Raw genomic sequence first — 21,576 nt, 5'->3', positions numbered from 1 at the left:
GGCAGAGCTCCGCTCAGGCAGGTGAATCGGTGAGATAGCCGCCGCGGCGGAAGAATTCGGCACCGGAGTGCTCGACGCCGTCGGCGGTGCGGACGGCGGTGATCACCAATCCGTGGTTCGTGCCGCGAACCGGGTTCGGGCCGCAGACCACGGCGCCGCCGTCCTCCTGGACGATGACCCGGCCCGCGGTGCCGCCGTAGCGCGCCGCGGAGACCTTCGCCGCCAGCACCTCGACCCGCTCGCCCCGGTAGTAGGCGAAGGCGCGCGGGTACGGCGCGGAGAGCGCGCGCACGAACCGCTCCAGATCGGCGGCCGCCCAGCTCCAGTCGATCAGGCTGTCCCGCTCCGCGCGCTTGTGGAAGTAGGTGCGCTCCTCCCTGCGCTGCGGCGTCCACTCGGCGGTGCCGTTCGCCAGCGCGTCCAGCGCCTCGTGCACCGCGCCGGGGATCAGCTCCATGCCCGCCTCGACCAGCTCGGTCCCGGTGGCGCCCGGCGGGATCGGCAGCCGGTGCTGCACCAGGATGTCGCCGGTGTCGAGCTGCTCGTCCATCCGGTGCACGGTCAGCCCGAACTCGGACTCGCCGCTGATCAGCGCCCACAGCACCGGGGAGAAGCCGGTGAACTTCGGCAGCAGCGAATCGTGCAGGTTGAGCGTGCCGTGCGGCGGCATCGCGTACAGCTCGGCTGGCATCCAGGTGTACCAGCTGTTCACCACGATGACGTCCGGCTCGGCCCGCTTCACCAGGTCGATGGTGGCGGCGTCGGCCTGCTCGGTGCGGTGCACCGGGATGCCGTGCTCGCGGGCCAGCTCCTCGACCGAGTCGGAGAAGATGCCCTTGTAGGCGTGCTCGCTCGCCGGATGGGTGACCGCGAGGACCACCTCGTGCTCCGAATCGATCAGGGCCTGGAGAGTACGGCGGCCCCAGGTCTGGAAACCGAACGACACGATACGCATGAACCGAACCTCGCCATCGACAATAAGTAAGGCAAGCCTAGCCTATTCGCTACGCCGCGCGGCAGCCCGGGCGGGAGTGGAGATCCGGGAAGCGGCCGAGGCCAGCACCCGGTCCGAGAGTTCGCCCAGGCAGCTGAGGTTCGGGAAGCCGGGGCCCTGCGACAGCCCCGCCAGGTTCGGCAGGTACAGCTTCGCACCGAGACCGCTCACCGAGAGGTCGTGCGCGATTGCCGCTTCCAGCCGAGGTTGCGTGACCGGACCGCCGACGGCGAGCTCCAGCAGGTCGGCCGCGTCGGCATCGAACAGCTCGGTGAACCACAGCGGCTGCCCGCCGGTGGCATCGACCACCAGGTCGAAGGCGTGCGTCTGGTCCGGGCGGCGGTCGTTGCGCAGGGTGAGCGCGATGCCGTCGCCGTGGTCGGCCACCCGGACCACCCGGCCCTGCAGGTGGTGCACCCGGTTGTCGCCGATCAGCGTCTCCTGCACCCGCACCGAGAAGACGCCGCGGTCGGTGCGGCGCACCACGTCCCTGCGCTCGGCGACGCTCAGCGCGCGCCACTTGGCCGGATCGGAGTAGAGCGAGTTCTCGAAGTAGCTCTCGCCGCGGGTGTAGATGGTGGCCGCGGGCGAGATCACCGAGATCGTCAGCACGTCGTGCCTGACCAGCTCGTCCATCGCCGAGCCGGCCGTCTCGCCGCCGCCGATCACCGCGGCCCGCGAGGAGGGCGGCAGCGCCCGCTTCCCCGTCAGCTCCCAGAACTCGGCGATGCTCAGCATCTTCGGGTGCTCGGCCAGCGCGCGGCCGCTGCGGCCGGGGCCGGTGATCATCAGCCCGTCGGCGTCCAGCTGGGCGAGCGAGCCGTCGCCGTCGCGCACCGTGACCAGCCAGCCGTCCGCGGCCGCCGCCACCTCGGTGACCGTGCCGAGCACCACCTCCACCTCCGAGCGGCGCGCCACCCACTGCAGGTACTTGGCCCAGACGTAGTGGTGCGGGCTCGGCCTGCCGCGGTCGACCCACTCGGCGTAGTCGCCGCGGTCGATCAGGAAGGCGGTCCAGCTGAAGCCGTGCATCGCCTCGTTGATGGCGCGGTTGTGGCCGCGGGCGAAGGTGGAGTGGTACGGGAAGCCGATGTCCTTCTCCGGGCTGGTGCCGAGCCGGTGCCTGCCGTCGGTCCAGCCGCCGCCCGGGAGCCAGTTGCCGCCGACGGCGTGCGCCTCCACCACCGTCACGTGCGGGGCGGGCAGACCGAGCTGCCGGAGCACGTGCGCCTTGGCCGCGACGGCCATCGCCTTCGGCCCCGCCCCGATCACCAGAAGTCTGTCCACCGGGTGCTCCCAACTCTCGCGGTACCGGTCGCCCTTCATGTTTGCATAGGCTTACCTTATATTGCTGGGTGGTGCCAAGCCCCCGCGTCGAAGCCGACGTGTACGGCACACCCCGCACGAAACGATGGGATACGCACATGATCAACCTCAGGACCCGCACCGCGATCGCCCTGGCCGCAGGCGCTCTACTGGGCGGGGGCAGCGTCGCGATCGCCGCCCCCGCCACCGCCGCGCCCGCCGTGGTGCACACCGCGGCGCCGTCCGTCGGCGAGCTGCAGGCCAAGCTGCAGCTGGTGCTGAACCCCGGCGCGGGCCGCGGCGCCCGCGCCGCCGAGCTGGAGGGCGGCGAATCCGACCTCGCCACCATCGACAAGATCACCAGCGTGATCTCCTCGGTGCCCAGCTTCGCGTGGTACGTCACCGGCCCGGTCGCCGTCGCGGGCGACACCCTCACGGCCAACCTGCAGACAACAGTCTCCGGGTACGCCCCGTTCCCGCTGATCGAGGTCTCCTGGCGGCAGGTGAACGGCACCTGGAAGCTCACCAGCGAATCGGTCTGCACCGTCGGCTACTACGCCTCGGTCTCCTGCTGATCTCCTGATCCGGCCCCGGTGCCCCCCGTGGGCACCGGGTCAAGGCCGTCCCGACGGCCACAGGATCACCGAGATCAGCACCACCAGCGGCAATCCGACGGCGATCGTCCAGCCCAGCTCGATCATCCCGGTCCCGCCATCGTTCCCCCTGTCGGTCGCACGCACCCGGCACCGGGGACATCCCACCCGGTGCCGCGTGCGCGTAGCCGACGCTATTGCGGGGTCGGGTGCCCGCACATCATCTCTGCTCGGCTTTTCCCCTTATTTCCCAACTGCACACCGGGTTGTCCTACCTGCGGCGTACATCGCGGCCATCCAGCGGCCGATGCGAAATCTCGCCGCCACCGGGAAGCTGAAGGCATGTCGGTGCTGGACGCGGTCCTGGTGGTGGGTGCTCTGCTCCTCGCGGTCGGCGGCGCCGTCGTGCCGCGCACCGCGCGCTGGGCGGCGCCGGTGCTGCTCCCCCTGCTCTTCGCGAGTGCCGGAATTCAGCTGCTCTTCGAGGGTTTCGTCTGGCAGCGGGTGCCCGCGTACCTGCTACTCGGGGTCGCTACCTGGCTGCTCGTCCGCACCCCGCGACGCACCCTGCCCGCCGCGCTGCTCGTCGGCGTGCTGGTCCCGGTCGCCACCGCGGTCTGGGCGCTGCCGCCGGTGCCGCGGCTGCCCGCGCCGGACGGCGCCCATCCGGTCGGCAGCACCGTACTGCGCTGGGTGGACGAGTCCCGGCCCGAGCCCGCCACGGCCGACTCCGGTGACCACCGCAATGTCGTGGTCCAGGCGTGGTATCCGGCCGAATTCGACTCGGTGCCACGGCGATACCTCTATCTCGACGGCCACGGCGACCTGCCCGCCACGGTCTCCGGAATACCGTCGGTGCTGCTCTCCCGCTACCACCTGATCGACACGCACGCGGGCGCCGACGTCCCGCTCGCCGACGATCGCCCGCGCTGGCCGGTGCTCCTCTTCTCCCCCGGCTACGGCGCGCCGCGCGCGGTCTACACCGGGCTGCTCACCGAGCTGGCCTCGCGCGGTTTCGTGGTGCTCGCGGTGGATCACCCGTACGAGGTCGCCGTCACCGAACTCGCCGACGGCACCGTCGCGCACGGGGTACCGAACTCGGGCTCCGATGCCGAGATGGCCGCCCAGCTGGCCGTCCGCACCGCGGATCTGTCCTTCGCGCTGGACCGGATCGGTACCGCCGACAGTGTCCTCACCGGCCGCATCGACACCACCCGCGTGGCCGCCGCGGGCCACTCCTTCGGCGGCGCCGCAGCCGCCTCCGCGCTGGCCCATGACCAGCGCGTGATCGCTGCCGCCAATATCGACGGGACGCTCTACGGTGATCTACCCGAACAGCGCCTCCCCGGCCCGTACCTGCTGATCGACAGCGACCCGGCGCTCACCGGGCACTCGGCCGCCTACGTCGAGGGCAACCGCAAGCTGCTCGACGGGTTGCGGGCCGGTGGGTATCACTACACCGTCGGCGGAACCGACCACTTCGCGTTCACCGACGCCCCGCTGTTCCTCGCCCCACCGGTGCGCACGCTCATCGGGCGCTGGTTCGGCGGGACTCGAAGTGCGATCGAAACACGCAGGGTCACAGCCGATTTGATCACCGCAATAGTGGGTCCACCGCTGGGTGAGCGACCGATTGTTGTGAGTGAGGTCGCAAACAAGTACGGCGGAATCTCAGGTGGAGCAGTGTAGAAGGCAAGGCACTTCCATTTTCGCGGCAACGCGCTGCTCGATGGGAGTCACAGGTCGACCGATCCACCCAGAGGAAGGCGATAGCGCAACAGCCTCTGGCAGTCGAGCGCGCTCAGACGCCACTATCCGTGGTGCACCCCGTCCCCGCATGCGCGGGGAGCACTCCTGGACGGGGCGCCGGCGGCCGAGTTCGACGGCTCATCCCCGCATGCGCGGGGAGCACCGCCTGGTCACCGTCTCCACCCGGGGCGGCAGCGGCTCATCCCCCGCATGCGCGGGGAGCACGCCTGAAGGGTCGGGACGGTGGCCTCGCCGTTCGGCTCATCCCCGCATGCGCGGGGAGCACGTACTCGTCATGGGCGGCGCGGCGATCGACATCGGCTCATCCCCGCATGCGCGGGGAGCACATCGTCGCGGCAACCGGGTTCCGCGCCACCGAGGGCTCATCCCCGCATGCGCGGGGAGCACGGACCTGCGTGTAGCAGGTGCCGTCGGTGCGGGGGCTCATCCCCGCATGCGCGGGGAGCACTTGAGGTGGTAGGAGGCGGCGATTCGCGGGCCCGGCTCATCCCCGCATGCGCGGGGAGCACCCGGTCAGCAACGCGCGGGCGCGGGCCGGGCGCGGCTCATCCCCGCATGCGCGGGGAGCACGGCGGGCAGCAGTTCGACCGGCGCGGCGTCGAGGGCTCATCCCCGCATGCGCGGGGAGCACGGAGGGGCCGGCGTAGGCGAGGGGTGCGGAGAGGGCTCATCCCCGCATGCGCGGGGAGCACTCCACCGAGGGACAGGAGCGACTCAAGGCGTTCGGCTCATCCCCGCATGCGCGGGGAGCACGGGGACATGAGCGAGGCCCTGTTCTGGCTCAGCGGCTCATCCCCGCATGCGCGGGGAGCACGGGGACATGAGCGAGGCCCTGTTCTGGCTCAGCGGCTCATCCCCGCATGCGCGGGGAGCACGAGGGCAACCTCTGGAGCCTGCCGGACGACCCGGGCTCATCCCCGCATGCGCGGGGAGCACCTCGGATTCGGCCGGAAATTCTTCGCACATGCGGGCTCATCCCCGCATGCGCGGGGAGCACGCCCTAGGCACCGTCCCGAGACTCACCGGCCCGGGCTCATCCCCGCATGCGCGGGGAGCACGCATCTGAGCCCGAGTCGGCGCAGGTTGTCGAGGGCTCATCCCCGCATGCGCGGGGAGCACCAACACCCCGATCACGAACACCATCCGTGTGAGGGCTCATCCCCGCATGCGCGGGGAGCACTCCCACCACACGTACCGGGTGCCCGGCCGCAGGGGCTCATCCCCGCATGCGCGGGGAGCACGTCTACGGCTGGGGCATCGCGGACCTGAGCGCGGGGCTCATCCCCGCATGCGCGGGGAGCACTGCTCGCAGCTGCACCTCGACCGCGACGGCGTGGGCTCATCCCCGCATGCGCGGGGAGCACCGAAGGCTTCCGCTCGGCGTTATTCCCTCTCCGGGCTCATCCCCGCATGCGCGGGGAGCACAACTCCAGCGGCTCGTCGACCGCGGGCAGGCCGGGCTCATCCCCGCATGCGCGGGGAGCACCTGGCCCGCCTCGACTCCACCGCCCGGGCCCGGGGCTCATCCCCGCATGCGCGGGGAGCACGCCGCAGCACTCGGCACCGGCGACAAATCCGTGGGCTCATCCCCGCATGCGCGGGGAGCACGCACGCGTCCAGCGAATCAACAACAATGGGGAGGGCTCATCCCCGCATGCGCGGGGAGCACACTTCCTGACCAGCACCTTAGCAACAGGTAACCCCGTTACCCATTCACTTTCAAACCTTCTACCCAACCGTCGCATGCCACACCACTGCCGCCGCCAGCGCCCCAGCCCCGTTCACCGACCAATGCAGCGCGATCGGCGCGAGCAAGCTCCCACTCCGCCGCCGCAGCCAGGTGAACACCACCCCCGCCGCACCAGTTGCGAGCACCGCGAGCGCGATGCCGAGCACCTGCCCGACCCACCCACCGCCGAGCACCGCGCCCAGCCCGGCGTTGCCGCTGGTCAGCCCGAAAGAGGAGGCGATGTGCCACAGCCCGAAAAGAAGCGAGCCGGTGAAGAAGACGCCGCGCACCCCATAGACCCGATCCAGGGTGCCGTGCAGGACTCCGCGGAACGCCAACTCCTCCGGGATAGCGGTCTGCAGCGGGATGATGATCATGGAGGCGATCAGCGCGCCGGAGACGGTGGCGTACCGGTCGGCGAGGAAGAAAGGCCTGGTCATGGGTAGCGCGGCACCGATGGCGACGACGATGAGCACCAGGGCGACGGCGCCAACGGAGTACAGCGTGCCGCGCCGCCAGTGCCGAGGCGAGAGCCCGAGCTCGTGCCATCCGAGCCCGCGGCGCCGCATGAGCGCTAGCAGGACGACGGCCGCCACCGGGACGCTGACCACATTGGCCCAGGCGGTGGTGAAGTGGGCGATGAGATTCGTGCAGGCGAGCACGACGACAACGACAGCTACATCAAGGTAGGCGTGCACGCGATGCCGCGGCTCCGAGTCGGGGACAGAAGGGGCCGCGGGGCCACTGACGCCCAGATCCGGTTCACGCACCGGGCCAAGTGTACGGATGCTGCCTGAGTGCGAGGAAAGAGCCATCGATCAGCGCTTACCCCGCTGAACCGGTTCTAATTCTCGGCCCAGCCGACCGGATCGTCCCATGCCCGCAACCGCCGGGTAGTCCGAAATTCCCGCTGCACCCCGCTGAGCGGATCGGTGAACCCCAGCCGCGCGGCGAGCAGTTGCAGCGGCCGGGTGAAGTCGTCGATCGGCTTGTCGGTGACTTCCGGATAGAAATCGTCACCGAGAATCGGCACCCCGAGGCTGTTCATATGCAGCCGCAACTGGTGGGTCCGCCCGGTGTGCGGCCGCAGCCGATAGCGGCCGAGTCCATCGCGCTGCTCGAGCAACTCCACCTCGGTCAGCGAGTTCGGCTCCCCGGGCACCTCGAACGCGGGCAGGATGTGCTTCTCCTTGACGATCCGGCTGGTCACCGTGCGCGGCAGCGCCAGCTCCGGGTCGTACCGCGCGATGGCCTCGTACTCCTTGGAAACCTCGCGACGATGGAAAAGGGTCTGGTAGGCCCCGCGCCGGGCCGGGTTCACCACGAACAGCACGAGCCCGGCGGTGGCCCGATCCAGCCGGTGCGCGGGAATCAACTCGGGCAGGTCGAGGTCGCGGCGCAATCGGACCAGGGCGGTCTCCAGGATGTGCCGCCCACGCGGAATGGTCGCGAGGAAATGCGGCTTGTCCACCACCAGGATGTCGTCGTCCCGGTGCACCACGGTGATGTCGAACGGCACCGGTGCCTCGACCGGCAGATCCCGGTGGAACCACACGGCCCCGCCGGGCACGTACGGCGCATCCGGCGACAGCGGACCGTCCAGATCGACGATCGCCCCCGCCGCCAGCATCTCGTCGATCCGCGCGGCGGGCACCCGGGGCAGCCGCTCCACGAGGTGATCGCGCAGCGAACCCCACGCGCCCTCCTCGGGCAGCCGCAATCGAGCCGGGTCGAGCCCGTGCCGCTTGGGCAGCGGCGGCCGCTGACGGCGTCGCACCGGCCCGACCCTAGCCGGTCAGAACCCGCGCAACCGGTCCGGGACGATGCGGATCGCGGCGGAGTAGGTCGCGGTGAACTCCGCGCCGGTGAGGTTCAGGCTCTCGAGCCCTTCCGCGTACTTGGCGAGCAGGGCGCCGGTCTCGGCGTCGCCGGGCGGCACCTCCTCGATATGCGCGGTGCCGGTGAACACCACGACGTCGCCGCCGGTCTCGGTGCTGTTGAGGTGCACCGAGATCCGTGGGTTGCGTCGGATATTGCGAATCTTGGCCTGGTCCGGCCTGCTGAAGATCAGCAGGGTGCCGTCGGACCAGAGGAACCACACGGGGTTCGGCTGCGGGGTGCCGCTCGGGCCGACGGTGGTGAGCCAGGCGATCTGATCGGAGTCGAGGCGTTCGGCGACGTGGGCGCCGAACTCGGTGTCGGGATCGACGACGGAGGAGGTCATCTCCGTCACAACAGCGCTGCGCCACCGAGGATTCCGACTATTCGGACAACTTCGAACCAATCAACCGCGATGGCAAAACTTAGCCTAACCTATCTCCGAGGCGGGGGGACTCCCGCTGCGTGACGACCACGGGCGAGAGGCGAGGCGCATGACGGTGCAGACCGCGCCGCCGACGGCGGAGCCGGGGAACCGGCCGCCGAAGGCGGTGCTGAAGGAACGCAAGCAGCAGGAGGCGCTGGCGCGGCGCGAGATCCTCGCCCCGGTGCAGCGCACGCTGACCCTCGCGAGCCTGGTGGTCGCGGTCGCCTCGCTGGGCACGGTGGTGCCGTTCATCCTCATCGTCGAGGCCAGCCGGGAGCTGCTCGCGGCGCAGACCGACACCGACCGGGTCTGGCGGCTGGTCTGGATCGCCATCGCGGTGCTCGTCGCCCGCGGCCTGCTGCAGGCCGCCGCGCTCACCTGGTCGCACCTGGTGGACGCGAGCTTCCAGCTGACCGTGCGCCGCGCGCTCGCCGCCAAGCTGAGCCGGGTGCCGCTCGGCTGGTTCTCCGACCGCAGCTCCGGCGAGGTGAAGAAGTACCTGCAGGACGACGTCGAGGCGCTGCACTACCTGATCGCGCATGCGCGGCTGGAGTTCGTCGGCGCGGTCGTCGCCCCGCTGGTGGCGCTCGGCTACCTGTTCACGGTGGACTGGCGGCTCACCCTGGTGCTGCTGATTCCGCTGGTCATCTACTTCATCGGGCTCAGCCGCATGATGGACCAGGCGGGCCGGGATCGGCTCGCCGTTTACACCCGCACCTCGCGGACGGTGCAGGAGGCGGCGATCGAATTCGTCGACGGCATCCAGGTGGTGCGGACCTTCGGCCAGGCGGGCCGCGCGCACAGCGCCTACCGGGACGCGATCGAGCAGCAGGTGGCCGCGCTGGACCGGCTCAAGACGCCGCAGATCCGGCCGCAGTCGGTGACCGACGTGGTGATCGCCCCGGTCTTCGTCATGGTGGTGATCGTGGTCGCCGGGCTGGCGGGGGTCGGGCTGGAGTGGCTGGCTCCGCTGGATGTGCTGCCGTTCCTGCTGGTCGGGCTCGGTCTCGGCAGCTCGCTCATGGGGCTCGGGTACGGCGGGCAGGCGCTGCGCGAGGGCGGCGCGGCGGCGGTGCGGCTGCACGAGCTGCAGCAGACGCCGGAGCTGGCGGCCGGCTCCGGCGATCCGGTGCCCGCGGTGGCCGACGCCGATCGGGGGCGGGTGCGGTTCGAGGACGTCACCTTCGGTTACCGCGAGGGCCATCCGGTGCTGCGCGGGGTCGAGCTGGAGCTGGCGCCCGGCACCATCACCGCGCTGGTCGGGCCGAGCGGGTCGGGCAAATCCACGCTGGCCAAGCTGCTGCCCCGGTTTTACGACGTCACCGGCGGGCGGATCACCATCGGCGGCAGGGACATCCGCGACTACGGCACCGAGGAGCTGTACCGCACCGTCGGTTTCGTGCTGCAGGATGTCCGGCTGATCCGCGGCAGTATCCGCGACAACCTGACGCTGGCCAGGGCGGACGCCGACGACGCGGCCCTGGAGGCCGCCGCCCGCGCCGCCCGGATCCACGACCGGATCGTCGCGCTGCCGCGCGGCTACGAGTCCGAGATCGGCGTCGACGCGACGCTCTCCGGCGGCGAGGCGCAGCGGCTCTCCATCGCGCGGGCGCTGCTCGCCGACACCCCGGTGCTGGTCCTGGACGAGGCCACCGCCTTCGCCGACCCGGAATCCGAGGCGGCGGTGCAGGACGCGCTCGCCGTGCTGGTCGCGGGCCGCACCGTGCTGGTGATCGCGCACCGGCTGCACACCCTCACCGGCGTCGACCGGATCCTGGTGCTGGAGAACGGAACCCTGGTCGAGCAGGGCGACCACGAGACGCTGTGCACGGCGGGCGGCACCTATCAGAGACTCTGGGAGATCAACGAGGCCGCGCTCGGCGCGGTCGCGCTGGTGGAAAGCGAGGAGGTCCGATGATCGCCAAGGTGCTCGGGCTGGTACCCGAGCAGTTCCGGGGCAGGCTGCCGATCCTGCTCGCGGTGATCGTCGCGCAGGCGGTCGCGCAGGGCATCGGCTACCTGCTCTTGGTTCCCGTGCTGGAGGCCCTGTTCGAGGATCGCCTGGATCGCGCCTGGACCTGGACGATCGCCATGGTGGTCGCGGTCGCGGTGATGGCCGTCTTCAGCTACCTGCAGACCACCATCGCGCTGCGCATCGCGCTCGGCATGCAGCGCGACCTGCAGTTGCGCATCGGCGATCATCTGAACGCGATGCCGCTCGGCTGGTTCGAGACGCACGGCGCGGGTCCGATCGGCCGGCTCGCCACGGAGAACGTGCTCGAGGTGCAGCGGGCGCTCGCCTACCTGGTCGCCAAGATACTGACCGCGGTGATCGTGCCGGTCACCGTCGCCGTCGGCATGCTGTTCGTGGACTGGCGGATCTCGCTCACCATGCTGGTGGCCGCGCCGGTGCTGTACGCGGTGAACATAATGGCCAGCCGGGCCTACTCCACCTCCGAGAAGCGGGTGCACGCGGCCGCGGCCGAGGCCGACGCGCGGGTGGTCGAGTTCGCGCAGGCGCAGCCGGTGCTGCGGGCCTTCGGCGCGGTCGGCAGCGGAAACAAGGCGCTGGACGGCGCGCTGCATCGGCAGCGCTCGGAGACCACCCGGACGGTGTTCACCTCGGTGCCCGGCCTCATCGTGTTCGAGCTGTTCGTTCAGGCGGTGTTCCTGGTCCTGGTGTACGTGGTGATCACGTTGGTCACCGGCGGTTCTGTCTCGGCCGCCGTCGCCATCGCGCTGATCGCGGTGAGCGCGCGGTTCGTGGAGCCGCTCACCCAGGCCGCGCAGATCGGAAACGGGCTGCGCACCGCCCGCAACTCCCTCGACCGGGTCACCGAGCTGCTCGCCGAGCCGGTGCTGCCGGAGGCCGCGGCCGAGGTCACCCCCGGTGCGCCCGAGGTGCGCTTCGATGACGTCAGCTTCGGCTACCGCGCGGGCGAGCGGGTGATCTCCGGGGTGTCCTTCACCGTGCCCGCGGGCACGACCACCGCGATCGTCGGGCCGAGCGGCTCCGGCAAGACGACGCTGCTGCGGCTCGCCGCCCGCTACTACGACGTGGATTCCGGGCGGGTGGCCATCGGCGGGCACGATGTGCGGGAGCAGCCGTCGCAGACGCTGTTCGACCAGCTCGCGCTGGTCTTCCAGAATGTCTACCTGTTCGACCGCTCGGTCACCGAGAACATCCGGATCGGCAAGCCGGACGCCACCGACGAGGAGGTGCGCCGGGTCGGCGAGGCGGCTCGCGTCGACGAGATCGCCGCGCGGCTGCCGGACGGGTGGGATACCAGGGTCGGTGAAGGCGGTGCTTCGCTCTCCGGCGGTGAGCGGCAGCGGGTTTCGATCGCGCGGGCGCTGCTCAAGGAGGCGCCGATCGTGCTGCTGGACGAGGCGACGAGTGCGCTCGATCCGCACAGTGAGGCGGTCGTGGTGCGCGGGGTGCACGAGCTGACCCAGGGGAAGACGGTGATCGTGGTCGCGCATCGGCTGTCGACGATCGCGCACGCGGATCAGATCCTGTTCGTCGAGGGCGGGGCGATTGTCGAGCGGGGGACGCACAGTGAGTTGTTGCAACTCGGTGGGCGATACGCGGCTTTCTGGGGGGAGCGGTCGCGGGCGAGCGGGTGGCGGTTGGAGCGAGCGGGAGTTTGACGGGTGTCGGCTCGATTCGGATCTTGCTCCCCGCGAGTTTCGCTACCGTCGGGGTGGTAGAGCGTTAGCGATCGGAGGTTGGGAGAGTCGCGGATTGAAAGTGAATGAGCAACGGCCTCTGCCAAAGTAAGCGCAGGTCAGTAAGTGTGCTCCCCGCGCACACGGGGATGAGCCGCACGCGTGCACCCATGTCCGGGCACGGCGATGCTCTCACACACCGATGCGGTCATGCCGTCAATGCAAATCCCACCAGGTGCCAAGGGACTTCACTATGGCCACGCACCTATTCGTCGGTAGTCGACGGCTTACGGCGCTTCGCCGCACGTCCATAGCGGCTCGCCTTGCTCCAGCCGGCCCGCGCCTTCCCCGCCCTCGCATCGGCGGTGTGCGGCCGTCGCATGAGCTGAAGTCCATCGATATCGACAGGTTCCCAATCATGCCGATGCACCTTGAAAGCGAGCCGCTGCTCGCCGCGAGTGCTGTGAATCATGATGGCGCGCCCGTCCCGCGCCAGCTCGACGGCGCGTTCCCAGGCCAGCTCCCGGACCCGCGCGGAGACGACACCGACGAACACTCCGGGGCTGATTTCCAGGAACCAGCGGGTGAGGTGCCCGCGCAGGCCCGCTGGACAGGCCGTCAACACCAGCACTACCACGGAACTTCAGCCTCGTCCGAGCCAGAGTCCGAATCCGAGCCAGAGTCCGAGTAGGAGGTGCCCGCCGCGACATTGCCCCCGCGGTCCCACAGCTCGACGATGTCGGTATCCCACTCGGCCGCACCGTCGGGCTCTTCCGGGAGCAGCAGGGCATAGATGTCGGTGCAGCAGCGCTCGAGCAGATGTCCGGTGTGCACCGCCTCCCGGACGGCGCGGCGGGTGGTGGCGGGGATGTCGTCGGCGCCGGACGCGGCGGCTTCGAAGGCGGGTGGGATGGCGAAGTCGGCCTTGTAGAGATCGGCGAGGTCGAAGACGAAGGACCGTTCGTGGCCGGTGTGCACGAAACCGAGTCCGGGCGCGCAGCCGAGCGCGACGACAACCGCGTGCACGATGCCGTAGAGGCAGGTGGTCGCGGCCGAAAGCGCGCGATTGATGTCGTCGCTCGCGCCGAAGTCGTCGGGGTTGTAGTCGCGTCGGCTCCAGGCGATTCCGGTGCGTTCCGCGTGGTCCCGGTACAAGCGCCGCACGCGCGCGCCCTCGCGCCCGCGCAACTGCTGCATGGTCAACGCGCTGACGTCTTCGCCCGGGAAACGCATCTCGTACATGCGGCGCGCTACCCGAAGCCGCTGGGCCTGATTGGTGACCGCGACCGCCTGCGCCTCGAGCAGCCGGGAACTCCGCGCCAGCGATCGCCCGTGCGCGTAGTACCGCACGCCGCGCTCACCCACCCATACCGCGGTCGACCCGCTCTCGGCGAGCAGCAGCATCGCCTGATGGGTGACGCGCGTGCCCGGGCCGAGCAGCAGCGCACCGATGGTCGCCGCGGGAATATGCACGACGCCGTTCTCGTCGGTGGACGTGATGGCATTGCCGTCCCGATGGACGGTCGCCCGCTCCAGATACAGGAACGAGAGCCGGTCTTTGGCACGAACCAGCTCGCCGATCCCGATCGACCGAGCGGAGGGCTGGTCGTTCACTGAGTGGGGGCGAGAGTGAGCAGGCCGCAGCCATAAGCTTTGGCGCGGCCGATTCCGCTGGTCAGGGCATACCTGAGCCGATCAGCGTCGACCACGGCGAGCGTGCCCTCGTAGGTCGCGGTCGAGACGGTGACCGTGGCCGCCCGGCGCCGGAATCGCACCGTCTTCCGATCGGAAACCACGACATCGAGTGCACTATCGCTCGCCCCGAGCGTGAATCCGTTCGGTGCGGCCCGTTTCTGCAGCCAGTGAATCTGATCGGTATGAGTGAGGCCGGTCGGCTTGCCGCGCTCCAGCGGAGCGTCCACGCTGCGATCGAGTGCGGCGCGAATGGGGTTGGCGGTGAGCCGGAAGTGCCATCGCTGGCCGGCCTCGAGTCGATCGAGCAGCGGCGTGTACTTGCGTGTGGTCCACGCCGTCGTGGTCGGCCATCCGGCCTGTTCCACGATATGGGTGAAGTCCGGTTCCGCCGGGCTCACCACGTAGAGGTCGACCTGATGGTCGCGACGGTCGATCCGCCACAGCACCCGGCCGGCGCCGGAGTCGGGCTGCGGCGGGAACGCAGCGAGGACCGCGGCATGCGCCACCTGGGGCGATTCGAATATTCGGCGGGCACCGGTGCGGGCGCCGTTGAGCGGCACACGAGACAGGAACATCGCTACTCACCTCCCAGGGCGGCCATCGGGGAGTGCCCGGCTCGCCCCAGCGGATTGTCGATATCGACGTGATCCTCCACCACGGTGCGCCAGCCGTATTCGCGACGCTCGGGATCGAAACTGAGCGGCATGTCGCGCACCCGCTCACGCAATTGTCCTTCCGGATCACCCGGCAACAGATCGCGATAGATCGGCAACCGGAGCCGGTCCGGTTGCCTTCCCCGATACCATTTAGCCGCTTGCCATTCCGTACCCCGCAGCGCGTCGGCGAGCTGCTGCTCGGTCGGCTCACCGATGACGAGCGGCTCGGCGACAGGGCAGGATCGACGCCCCAGGTACAACGGAAACTCAGGACGGCGCAGCGCGTCTCTAATACCGATGATGAGCTCGCGCTCACCGTGGATCACCGCGAGGAACGCCGCATCCGCGAGGTAGTAGCGCTGTGACAGCGGAAACGACTGCTTCTTGTCCAGACTGAGCGCCACCTGGAAATCGCGGATCAATCGCCCCGGCTGGTCGACCCGCACGCCGAAGCCGAGCCCCTGCAGTGCCTCCTCGATGGGATCGGTGCGGCGCCGCCCCTGCGCGGCGGCGATGAGTCCGAGAATTCCGCTCTTGGAGGGAAATTGCTGCGTCTCCCGGCGCGCGAAGCGACTCGCGACTCCCCATGCCTGCAGGGGAGCCGCCAACCGCAACAGCAGCACCGTCACGGCGTCACCGCCAGCGCGGCGCGCACTCGCTGGGTGATGCCGTCCACCGCCGCGGCGAGCGAGCCGGGTGCGGCGATCTCGGCGAGCACGTCGGCACCGTCACCGGCGGCGACCAGGTAATTGACCGTGGAGCCGTCACCGTAAGCGGACTCGACGGCGGTATAGCGGGCGACGAGTGCTTTCGCGGCCACGGCGGCCCGTGCCTCGCCGGCCGCGGCGATCGGCTCCTCGAAGGCCGTGACCAGATTGACTGGCTGGTCGGTGCGCAGGCTGAGCACCACCGCGTCGGGCAGAGTGCGGTTCGCGAAGGTGTTCTGCTTGCCGGTCGGCATACTCCGCACGAAGGCTTTCACGAAGGCTTCGACGGCGAGCACGGTGGCGTCCGGATCACCGAGGTTCCGCTGCAGCGCGGCGACATTCACGGTCGCGTACCGGTAGAGCGTCGAGGAGCTGAACTCGACGGTGCCGATCATGCCCGCGCCCGCATTGTCCTCGGGTGCGCGGTCATCGACGGCGGTGTAGTAGTCGAATTCGGTATTTACCGCGTGCACCGAGATCGCATGCGCGACCTGGGCGGCGGCATCGACATTGAGGTCAGCAGAATCGGCGACCATCCGCCCGAACAGCGCGACGTCGATGCTGTCGGCCCCCTTGGCGGCCGCCTTGGCCGCGGCTTTGTCCACCGTGGCACCATTGTGCGCGGCGATCGCGAGTTCGGCGAGGCGGTCGATCTGAGTCGCGCTGAGGAAAAGCAGGTACTTCGACTGCTCGGTCGGGTCGAGTTCCTCTTCTTTCTTCTTCTTGGGCTTCTCCAGACCGATGCCCGCCGCCCGGAATACCGTCGCCACGGCCGTGTCACGCGCCTCGGAGTCGGGGATCGCGCCACCGACTCGCTTGGCGACGAGTTCCACGATGCGCTTCGTCCGCACGCCGAGCGTGTCTGGATCGACCAGTGTGCGGAATTCGGTGCGGGCCGCGCGCTTCCATGCCTGGCTGGAGACGCGGGCGCGCTGCACGCCGCCGTAGTAGGCCGTCTTGGGTCGCCCGGTGTCGTCTCGGTTGATATTGCTCGGCGGCACGGTCTGCAGAACGTGGATGTCGATGAAGAGCCTGGTCATCGCTTCTCTCCTGTCTCAGGGGTGTCCGCGGTGGCCTCGCGGGGGCGGCGATGGAGATCGCGAGCCCAGGCCAGCAGTACGCGGTCGGCGTAGGTGTTGCGGTCGAGCCTGCCCAGGTCGACGGCGAGTCTGCCGTAGTCGAGGGCGATGTCGAAGGCCCGGCACTGGGTGATGAGGCCGCGTAGGTGGATGAGCCGCGCGGGATGATCCTGTGCTGTCCCCAGCGCGTGGAAGCGAGCGCGCACGGCGTCCTCGGAGCCGGCGCGGGTGCCGAGCACGCGCACGGCCGCGCCGAGCCCGATGCCCGCGCGGTGCATGGCGCTGGTCCGCGACTGCTGGTGCAGCGCGAAGAGCGTGATCGCGTCGAAGGCCGCGCGCTCCCACACCGTCGCGGCGCCGTCGTGTTCGGCACGGGTCAGGGTTTCCGGCGCGTTCAGTTCGGCCGGGAAGCCGTCGACGGTCAGTTTCCACAGCAGCGGATCGGTTCCTGGGGCGCCGCCGACACCGCGGCGCAGCTCTGCCAGTGCCGCCCGCGCGTCGGCGTCCTGTTCGCGGTACCTCCTCTGCAAGACGGAGACCCGGCCGGAAACGTAGTCGCGCAGCAACTTCTCGCGGTCACCAAACGACATCGACACGTTCGTCATCGGTCGCCTTTCCTTTCTCGGGGGTGGCCGGTGCGGTGAACGCGACGGGCAGCAGTTCGCGGAGCTTGTCGCGGAACCAGAGATCAGCCTGCCCGGAGTCGACCCACCGCTTGTTCGCTTCGCGGCCGACCCATGCCGGTTGCCCGGCCGCAGTGATGAGTTCATCGCCGAGGCCGTGCACGATGCGCCCGACCACGCGCTGCCATTCGACGGCGGAGTCCGACAGGTCGGTGGCGTGCGGGTCGAGTCCGCGCAGCCACCGCCGGTAAGGATCTTCGAGGGTGTAGTAGCCGAGCTCCTTCGCCCGCGCGGTCGGCCCGTCCGTCTCACCACCGGCCGCGATCGCCAGGTTCGCCGCGAGCCGTCCCAGTTCGTAGACGCAGTCCTCGGCGAGCTGTACGGCGTTCACCGCGCAGGTCCGCAGCGCGGGGTTGTCGGCCAGCATCGCGGCGGAGAACCCGATCGCATCGTCGATGATGTCGCCGACGATCGAGACATTGTTGATGTAGTGCATCCCGGTGGCGTGCAGGCGAATCGGATGGGTTCGCGGGATCACGCCCCGTGCCGTCAACAGCCCCGCCCACTCGACCACGCCCGGTGCGATTCCGCGCCCGGCGGTGGGGGCCGAGTTCGCTACATCGCTCAACAGGGAACGCAACCCGCGCCAGAGCGAGCGATCCGGATCGTGCAGCAGCGGATAGTGCCGCGCCCTGCCTGCCTTCTTCGACTGGATCTCGCTGTAGCGCCACGCAGTCATGGGCTCGAGCAGCTGCTGATTGAACGGTTCCAGCGCGTCTCCGTTGCAGAGCACGAGACCGGTGACCTCGTCGCCGTCCCGGACGAGGCGCACCCGGCGGCTCTGCCAGGTCAACAGTTCGACCGGGCCGTGCGGGCCCGGGTCCTTCCGGACGGCGGGGCCATCGGCCGCGCGCTCCCAGGGCGGGACACCGATCTGCTGGTGGCGTTCCCCGCTCGGGTCGGTCAGGACGAGGTTGAGCAGCAGCGTCTGCCGGAGGTTACTGCCTTCCAGGTAGACACCACCGAGCCCACCTGCCCACGCGATTCCGATCGGATAGCCGCGGCCGCCCTTGACCCGGTCGTCGCCGGCTGCGCCGGTCTTGATCCCGGACGGATCGAAGGCATGCGCATGGACCAGCCAGCGGGCCGCCTCGGCTGCTCCGATGCGGTCGATCGCGCGCCCGGCGCGGGTGGTGAAGTATTTGCTGCCGTTGGGGATGTCGGCAATCACTTTGTCGAGCGAACTGACTGCGTCCTTACTCGACCGAAGCTCGGCCACCTGCAAGAACGGCTCGTTCGCGTCGAAGAGCTGGAAGCGGTGCCGGTAACGGAGCAGGTAGGCGTCGATCTCGGCGGCAGGCCACTCCTGCCACAGCCCGGCCCAGACCTCGACAGCGGTTCCGGCTCGTTCGTGAATGCTGCGGTGCAGGATGGCCAGGAGCAGTCGCAGGATCGCGAACTCCTGGGTGGGGAGTTCTCCCGCCAAGGCGCTCAATTCGTGGGCGTCGCGGAACACCTGTCGCAGCGAAACCTCACGCAGCCTGCCCGCGGTGTCGGTGGCGAGAATCCACGGTTCATCGAGGAGGTCGAACCGGTACTCGTCCGTCACGGCGTACTCCGATCCTCGGCCGCCGGGACGGCGAGCAGTCCGAGCAGCGGGTCGTAGCGCAGGTCGTACCCGACCAGGTTCGCCACGCCGTCCGCGTCGAGTTCCAGCACCAGCTCGCCGGCCAGCCAGTGACTCCGCTGCCAGCCCGGATACCAGGTGTCCTCGAGTGCGCGGATCATTCGCTCCTTCCGTCCGTATCGGGTCAGGTAGGCGGGGAGCCGGATCGTGGAGGCGGCGAGCTTCTTCGCCAGCCATGACGGTGGTTCGGTCTCGGTCGGCACGGGGGTGCCACCGATCTTGGGAACCTGTTCGAGGGCACATACCGCCGAGCCGCAGCGCTGCACAACGATCGCCTCCAGGCTGTCCTCGGCGTCCCGGACCTGTGCCTGACCGCCGACGCCCTCGGCGTCGTCGGGGATGGCGTGCGCGAGCCACCCGGCCACAGTGGGGTTCTCGCTCGCCGGTCCCGGGAGCAGGTAGTCACGTGCCTTCCGCTGCTGTTTCGCGGTGTGATCGGCCCAAGCCTCGTCCGCCGAGCGGATCGTGTCAGACCATTCGATCGGGGGATCGACCTTCTCGTCGTACGCTGCGGCGACCAGACCGGGCACGTCATCGGGCACCGTGACGGAGCGGCCCGTCGACAGGCTCAGCACCAGGGCAGCCCGCAGCAGCCGGGACAGTCCGTAGACGGCCTCCGAACCGCGCACCGGCTCGGGCGGGACGGCGTTCCAGTCCGCGCCGCGAACCAGACAGCGCGGCCGCGCGACCGCGGTCGGCCGACCGTCGCGGCGATGGCGGTGCAGCCGCCCGATCCGCTGCAACATCAGGTCGACCGGTGCCAGGTCGGTCACCAGCAGGTCGACGTCGATGTCGAGCGACTGCTCGATCACCTGGGTACCGACCACGACGAACCGGGCCGGTCGCCGCGCACCGCCGCCCGCCGGCCCAAGCGCCGCCCGCAACTTTTCCTCCAGCTCGGCGCGGTGCCCCGCGACGAAGCGGGAGTGCACCAGCAGCACCTCCGCCTCCTCGAATCCGCCGTCCACCAGGGCGGTATAGGTCTCCTGCGCCCGCGCCACCGTGTTGCACACGACTCCGGCGACGCCACCGGCGGCCAGCTCGGCGCGGAGCCGGTTGGCAAGCCCGCTCGCGTCGTCCTCGATCGGCTCGATCGCGATGCCGGCGATCGATCGACCGGAGGCGGCGACAGGGCCACCGAGTTCGGAATGCGGCCATACCGTGACCGCCGGGTAGCCGGCTTCGGCCTCGATCGCGCACTCGACATCTCCCCGACCGCGCTGGTAGGCACGCACCAGCAGATCGCGCTGGGCGGGCGGCAGTGTCGCGGAAAGCAGGATGACCGGGACCCGGTACGCACCCAGCCACTCCAGTGCCCGGCACAGGTAGGTCGACATATAGCTGTCGGCCGCGTGCACCTCGTCGACGATGACGACCTTGTTCGCGAGCCCGAGGTGGCGAAGCATGACGTGCCGCGTCTTCAGTGCGGCGCGCAACACCTGATCAATGGTCCCGACGACGATATCGGCGAGCGGTCCCTTCTTACCCACGTACCAGGCGTGGGCGGTGACCCCGCTGTCGACGCAGTCGACACCGATGGAATCGAATCCCGCACTGCGCAACTCGGCGAAGTCCTTGTTCAGGGCCGCGCGGCCGTGCGCCAGGAACATTGTGGATGGGGTATCGGGCAAATTCTCCACCCAGCGGTGGACGCGACCGAACATTGCGTCCGAGGTCGCCATCGTCGGCAGCGCCACGAACACTCCCCCGAATCCGAACCGCTGCGCGAGCAGCTCTGCCGCGGCCAGCGCCGCCTCCGTCTTCCCCTCCCCCATGGGCGCCTCGACCACCATCAGCCCCGGCTCAGGCAGCGCGGCCGCGAGCCGCACGCACTCCGCTTGCAGCGGTCGCGCCTGCACCGACTCGGGCCACCCGAACCTGCTTCGAACGAAACGCTGAACTTCCGAAATGTTTTGCAACGGCACCGGCTGCGGTAACCACGGCGGCGGCAGACCGAGCACCTGCCAGGCCAGCGGGGCCGCGGTGCTCGAAGCCCGCGCTTCGTCCAGCGGGAAGAGGTCCTGGTTACTTGCGATCCAGTCCGCGACGATCACGGCCGCGGTGAACAGCGCCTGCTGGGTCAGCGACAGCGGGGAGTGCCGCCACCGGTCCACCCGGTCCCAGCCCGCCGTCCGCTCGGTCACGAAGTCCAGCAGTTCGCGCCGCGACTTGTCCCACTCGGCGCGGCCGAGCAGGTCGATTTGGTTCGCGCCGCTGTCTGCCTCCCGCTCGGTCGGCGGGACACCGTGGTGGCTGCCGACCACCACGCCGAACGAATCGGCTGCTGCTTTCGTCCAACCCCGCTCGACCAACACCGCTGTGATTGCTACCTGCCCGGCGAGACCGTGCGGCAACGCTTTTCGATTGCTGAGAGCAGCTGGGAACTTCAGACCGCGATCCGCCATGGTCTCGGCCAGATCGCGCACCTGGCACGCGAAGGCGGGGGTCAGCTTGCCGAGATCGTGCACGGCCGCGAGCCAGCACAGGACGGCGCGGCCCTCCTCGTCACCGAGATTCGCGGACATCGCACGGCGGGTATGTGGAGGTAGCCATTCGTCCCATACGAGCTTCGCAACCTCGGCGGAGTCTGCGAGATGACGGACGAGCGACAGCCGACCGCCGTCACGGTCGGTCTTCGCCCACGCCGACATCGTTGCGCTGCTCAGCATCTATCCCCCCTTCGGATGGTCGCGACGATAAAGCCCACCACCGACAAGTGCGGAGACCAGCGATTCGCGGTGCTCTGCAGCGGTGAGAGTAGCAA

18 protein-coding genes and 1 CRISPR repeat array are annotated in these 21,576 nt (G+C 69.8%); of the genes, 4 read left to right on the top strand and 14 right to left on the bottom strand.

The genetic code is table 11. From position 1 onward, the window contains the following. Positions 1-13: 13 nt before the first annotated feature. Positions 14-955, bottom strand: a complete 942-nt coding sequence (locus LTT61_RS22390) for a methionyl-tRNA formyltransferase (RefSeq protein ID WP_233016024.1) — start codon at positions 953-955, stop codon at positions 14-16. A 42-nt stretch (positions 956-997) separates the two neighbouring features. Next, positions 998-2,281 carry a SidA/IucD/PvdA family monooxygenase gene (locus LTT61_RS22385; RefSeq protein WP_233016023.1) on the bottom strand — a complete coding sequence of 428 codons (1,284 nt, stop codon included), beginning with the start codon at positions 2,279-2,281 and terminating at the stop codon, positions 998-1,000. A 137-nt stretch (positions 2,282-2,418) separates the two neighbouring features. On the opposite strand from LTT61_RS22385, the gene LTT61_RS22380 reads away from it, so the two are divergent. Further along, on the top strand, positions 2,419-2,874 hold the full coding sequence (locus LTT61_RS22380) for a hypothetical protein (RefSeq protein ID WP_233016022.1): 456 nt from the start codon (positions 2,419-2,421) through the stop codon (positions 2,872-2,874). A 39-nt stretch (positions 2,875-2,913) separates the two neighbouring features. On the opposite strand, the gene LTT61_RS32690 is transcribed toward LTT61_RS22380, so the two are convergent. Next, positions 2,914-3,039: a hypothetical protein gene (locus tag LTT61_RS32690; protein WP_269821783.1), complete on the bottom strand. Its 126-nt coding sequence runs from the start codon at positions 3,037-3,039 to the stop codon at positions 2,914-2,916. Positions 3,040-3,234: 195 nt separating this feature from the next. On the opposite strand from LTT61_RS32690, the gene LTT61_RS22375 reads away from it, so the two are divergent. Further along, complete coding sequence (locus LTT61_RS22375) at positions 3,235-4,581, top strand: alpha/beta hydrolase family protein (protein ID WP_233016021.1); 1,347 nt, start codon at positions 3,235-3,237, stop codon at positions 4,579-4,581. Positions 4,582-4,897: 316 nt separating this feature from the next. Continuing rightward, positions 4,898-6,331: direct repeats of the CRISPR family, unit length 29 nt; unit sequence GGGCTCATCCCCGCATGCGCGGGGAGCAC. 59 nt (positions 6,332-6,390) lie between these two features. Here LTT61_RS22375 and LTT61_RS22370 read toward each other — a convergent pair. From LTT61_RS22370 to LTT61_RS22360, 3 genes are read right to left on the bottom strand one after another with little or no spacing between them, the layout of a single operon-like run. Continuing rightward, the gene (locus LTT61_RS22370; protein WP_420094682.1) at positions 6,391-7,206 is read right to left on the bottom strand and encodes a CPBP family intramembrane glutamic endopeptidase; all 816 of its coding nucleotides are present in this window, start codon (positions 7,204-7,206) and stop codon (positions 6,391-6,393) included. A 29-nt stretch (positions 7,207-7,235) separates the two neighbouring features. After that, positions 7,236-8,168, bottom strand: a complete 933-nt coding sequence (locus LTT61_RS22365; protein ID WP_233016020.1) for an RluA family pseudouridine synthase — start codon at positions 8,166-8,168, stop codon at positions 7,236-7,238. Positions 8,169-8,186: 18 nt separating this feature from the next. After that, positions 8,187-8,615: a TIGR03667 family PPOX class F420-dependent oxidoreductase gene (locus tag LTT61_RS22360; RefSeq protein ID WP_233016019.1), complete on the bottom strand. Its 429-nt coding sequence runs from the start codon at positions 8,613-8,615 to the stop codon at positions 8,187-8,189. A gap of 148 nt (positions 8,616-8,763) precedes the next feature. Between LTT61_RS22360 and LTT61_RS22355 the strand changes: the two genes are divergently transcribed. Next, positions 8,764-10,614 (top strand): ABC transporter ATP-binding protein, encoded by a 1,851-nt coding sequence (locus tag LTT61_RS22355; protein WP_233016018.1) that lies wholly within the window; start codon positions 8,764-8,766, stop codon positions 10,612-10,614. Next, positions 10,611-12,347 (top strand): ABC transporter ATP-binding protein, encoded by a 1,737-nt coding sequence (locus LTT61_RS22350; RefSeq protein ID WP_233016017.1) that lies wholly within the window; start codon positions 10,611-10,613, stop codon positions 12,345-12,347. Before LTT61_RS22355 ends, LTT61_RS22350 begins: the two co-directional genes overlap by 4 nt. A gap of 283 nt (positions 12,348-12,630) precedes the next feature. Here the strand turns inward: LTT61_RS22350 and cas2e are convergent, their stop codons facing one another. The 8 genes from cas2e to cas3 are packed head-to-tail and all read right to left on the bottom strand — an operon-like array spanning position 12,631 to position 21,481. Continuing rightward, complete coding sequence (cas2e, locus tag LTT61_RS22345) at positions 12,631-13,002, bottom strand: type I-E CRISPR-associated endoribonuclease Cas2e (protein WP_233016016.1); 372 nt, start codon at positions 13,000-13,002, stop codon at positions 12,631-12,633. Then, entirely contained in the window at positions 12,996-13,979 is a 984-nt protein-coding gene (cas1e, locus tag LTT61_RS22340; protein ID WP_233016015.1) for a type I-E CRISPR-associated endonuclease Cas1e, read from the bottom strand. The genes cas2e and cas1e overlap by 7 nt, the downstream gene beginning before the upstream one ends. Continuing rightward, positions 13,976-14,635 carry a type I-E CRISPR-associated protein Cas6/Cse3/CasE gene (cas6e, locus tag LTT61_RS22335; protein WP_233016014.1) on the bottom strand — a complete coding sequence of 220 codons (660 nt, stop codon included), beginning with the start codon at positions 14,633-14,635 and terminating at the stop codon, positions 13,976-13,978. Before cas6e ends, cas1e begins: the two co-directional genes overlap by 4 nt. A gap of 2 nt (positions 14,636-14,637) precedes the next feature. Beyond that, a complete protein-coding gene (cas5e, locus tag LTT61_RS22330; protein ID WP_233016013.1) occupies positions 14,638-15,345 on the bottom strand; it encodes a type I-E CRISPR-associated protein Cas5/CasD in 708 nt (235 codons plus the stop codon). Next, positions 15,342-16,463, bottom strand: a complete 1,122-nt coding sequence (gene cas7e, locus LTT61_RS22325; RefSeq protein WP_233016012.1) for a type I-E CRISPR-associated protein Cas7/Cse4/CasC — start codon at positions 16,461-16,463, stop codon at positions 15,342-15,344. Before cas7e ends, cas5e begins: the two co-directional genes overlap by 4 nt. Beyond that, the gene (gene casB, locus LTT61_RS22320) at positions 16,460-17,107 is read right to left on the bottom strand and encodes a type I-E CRISPR-associated protein Cse2/CasB (RefSeq protein ID WP_233016011.1); all 648 of its coding nucleotides are present in this window, start codon (positions 17,105-17,107) and stop codon (positions 16,460-16,462) included. The genes cas7e and casB overlap by 4 nt, the downstream gene beginning before the upstream one ends. Beyond that, a complete protein-coding gene (gene casA, locus LTT61_RS22315; protein ID WP_233016010.1) occupies positions 17,079-18,734 on the bottom strand; it encodes a type I-E CRISPR-associated protein Cse1/CasA in 1,656 nt (551 codons plus the stop codon). Before casA ends, casB begins: the two co-directional genes overlap by 29 nt. Then, on the bottom strand, positions 18,731-21,481 hold the full coding sequence (gene cas3, locus LTT61_RS22310; protein ID WP_233016009.1) for a CRISPR-associated helicase Cas3': 2,751 nt from the start codon (positions 21,479-21,481) through the stop codon (positions 18,731-18,733). The genes casA and cas3 overlap by 4 nt, the downstream gene beginning before the upstream one ends. Between the last annotated feature and the right edge of the window lie 95 nt (positions 21,482-21,576).

Origin of the sequence: Nocardia asteroides (genome assembly GCF_021183625.1) — a bacterium.
GTDB lineage: Bacteria > Actinomycetota > Actinomycetes > Mycobacteriales > Mycobacteriaceae > Nocardia > Nocardia asteroides_A.
The sequence above is the reverse complement of the archived record's forward strand: the minus strand, read 5'-3'. Positions and strand labels throughout refer to the sequence as shown.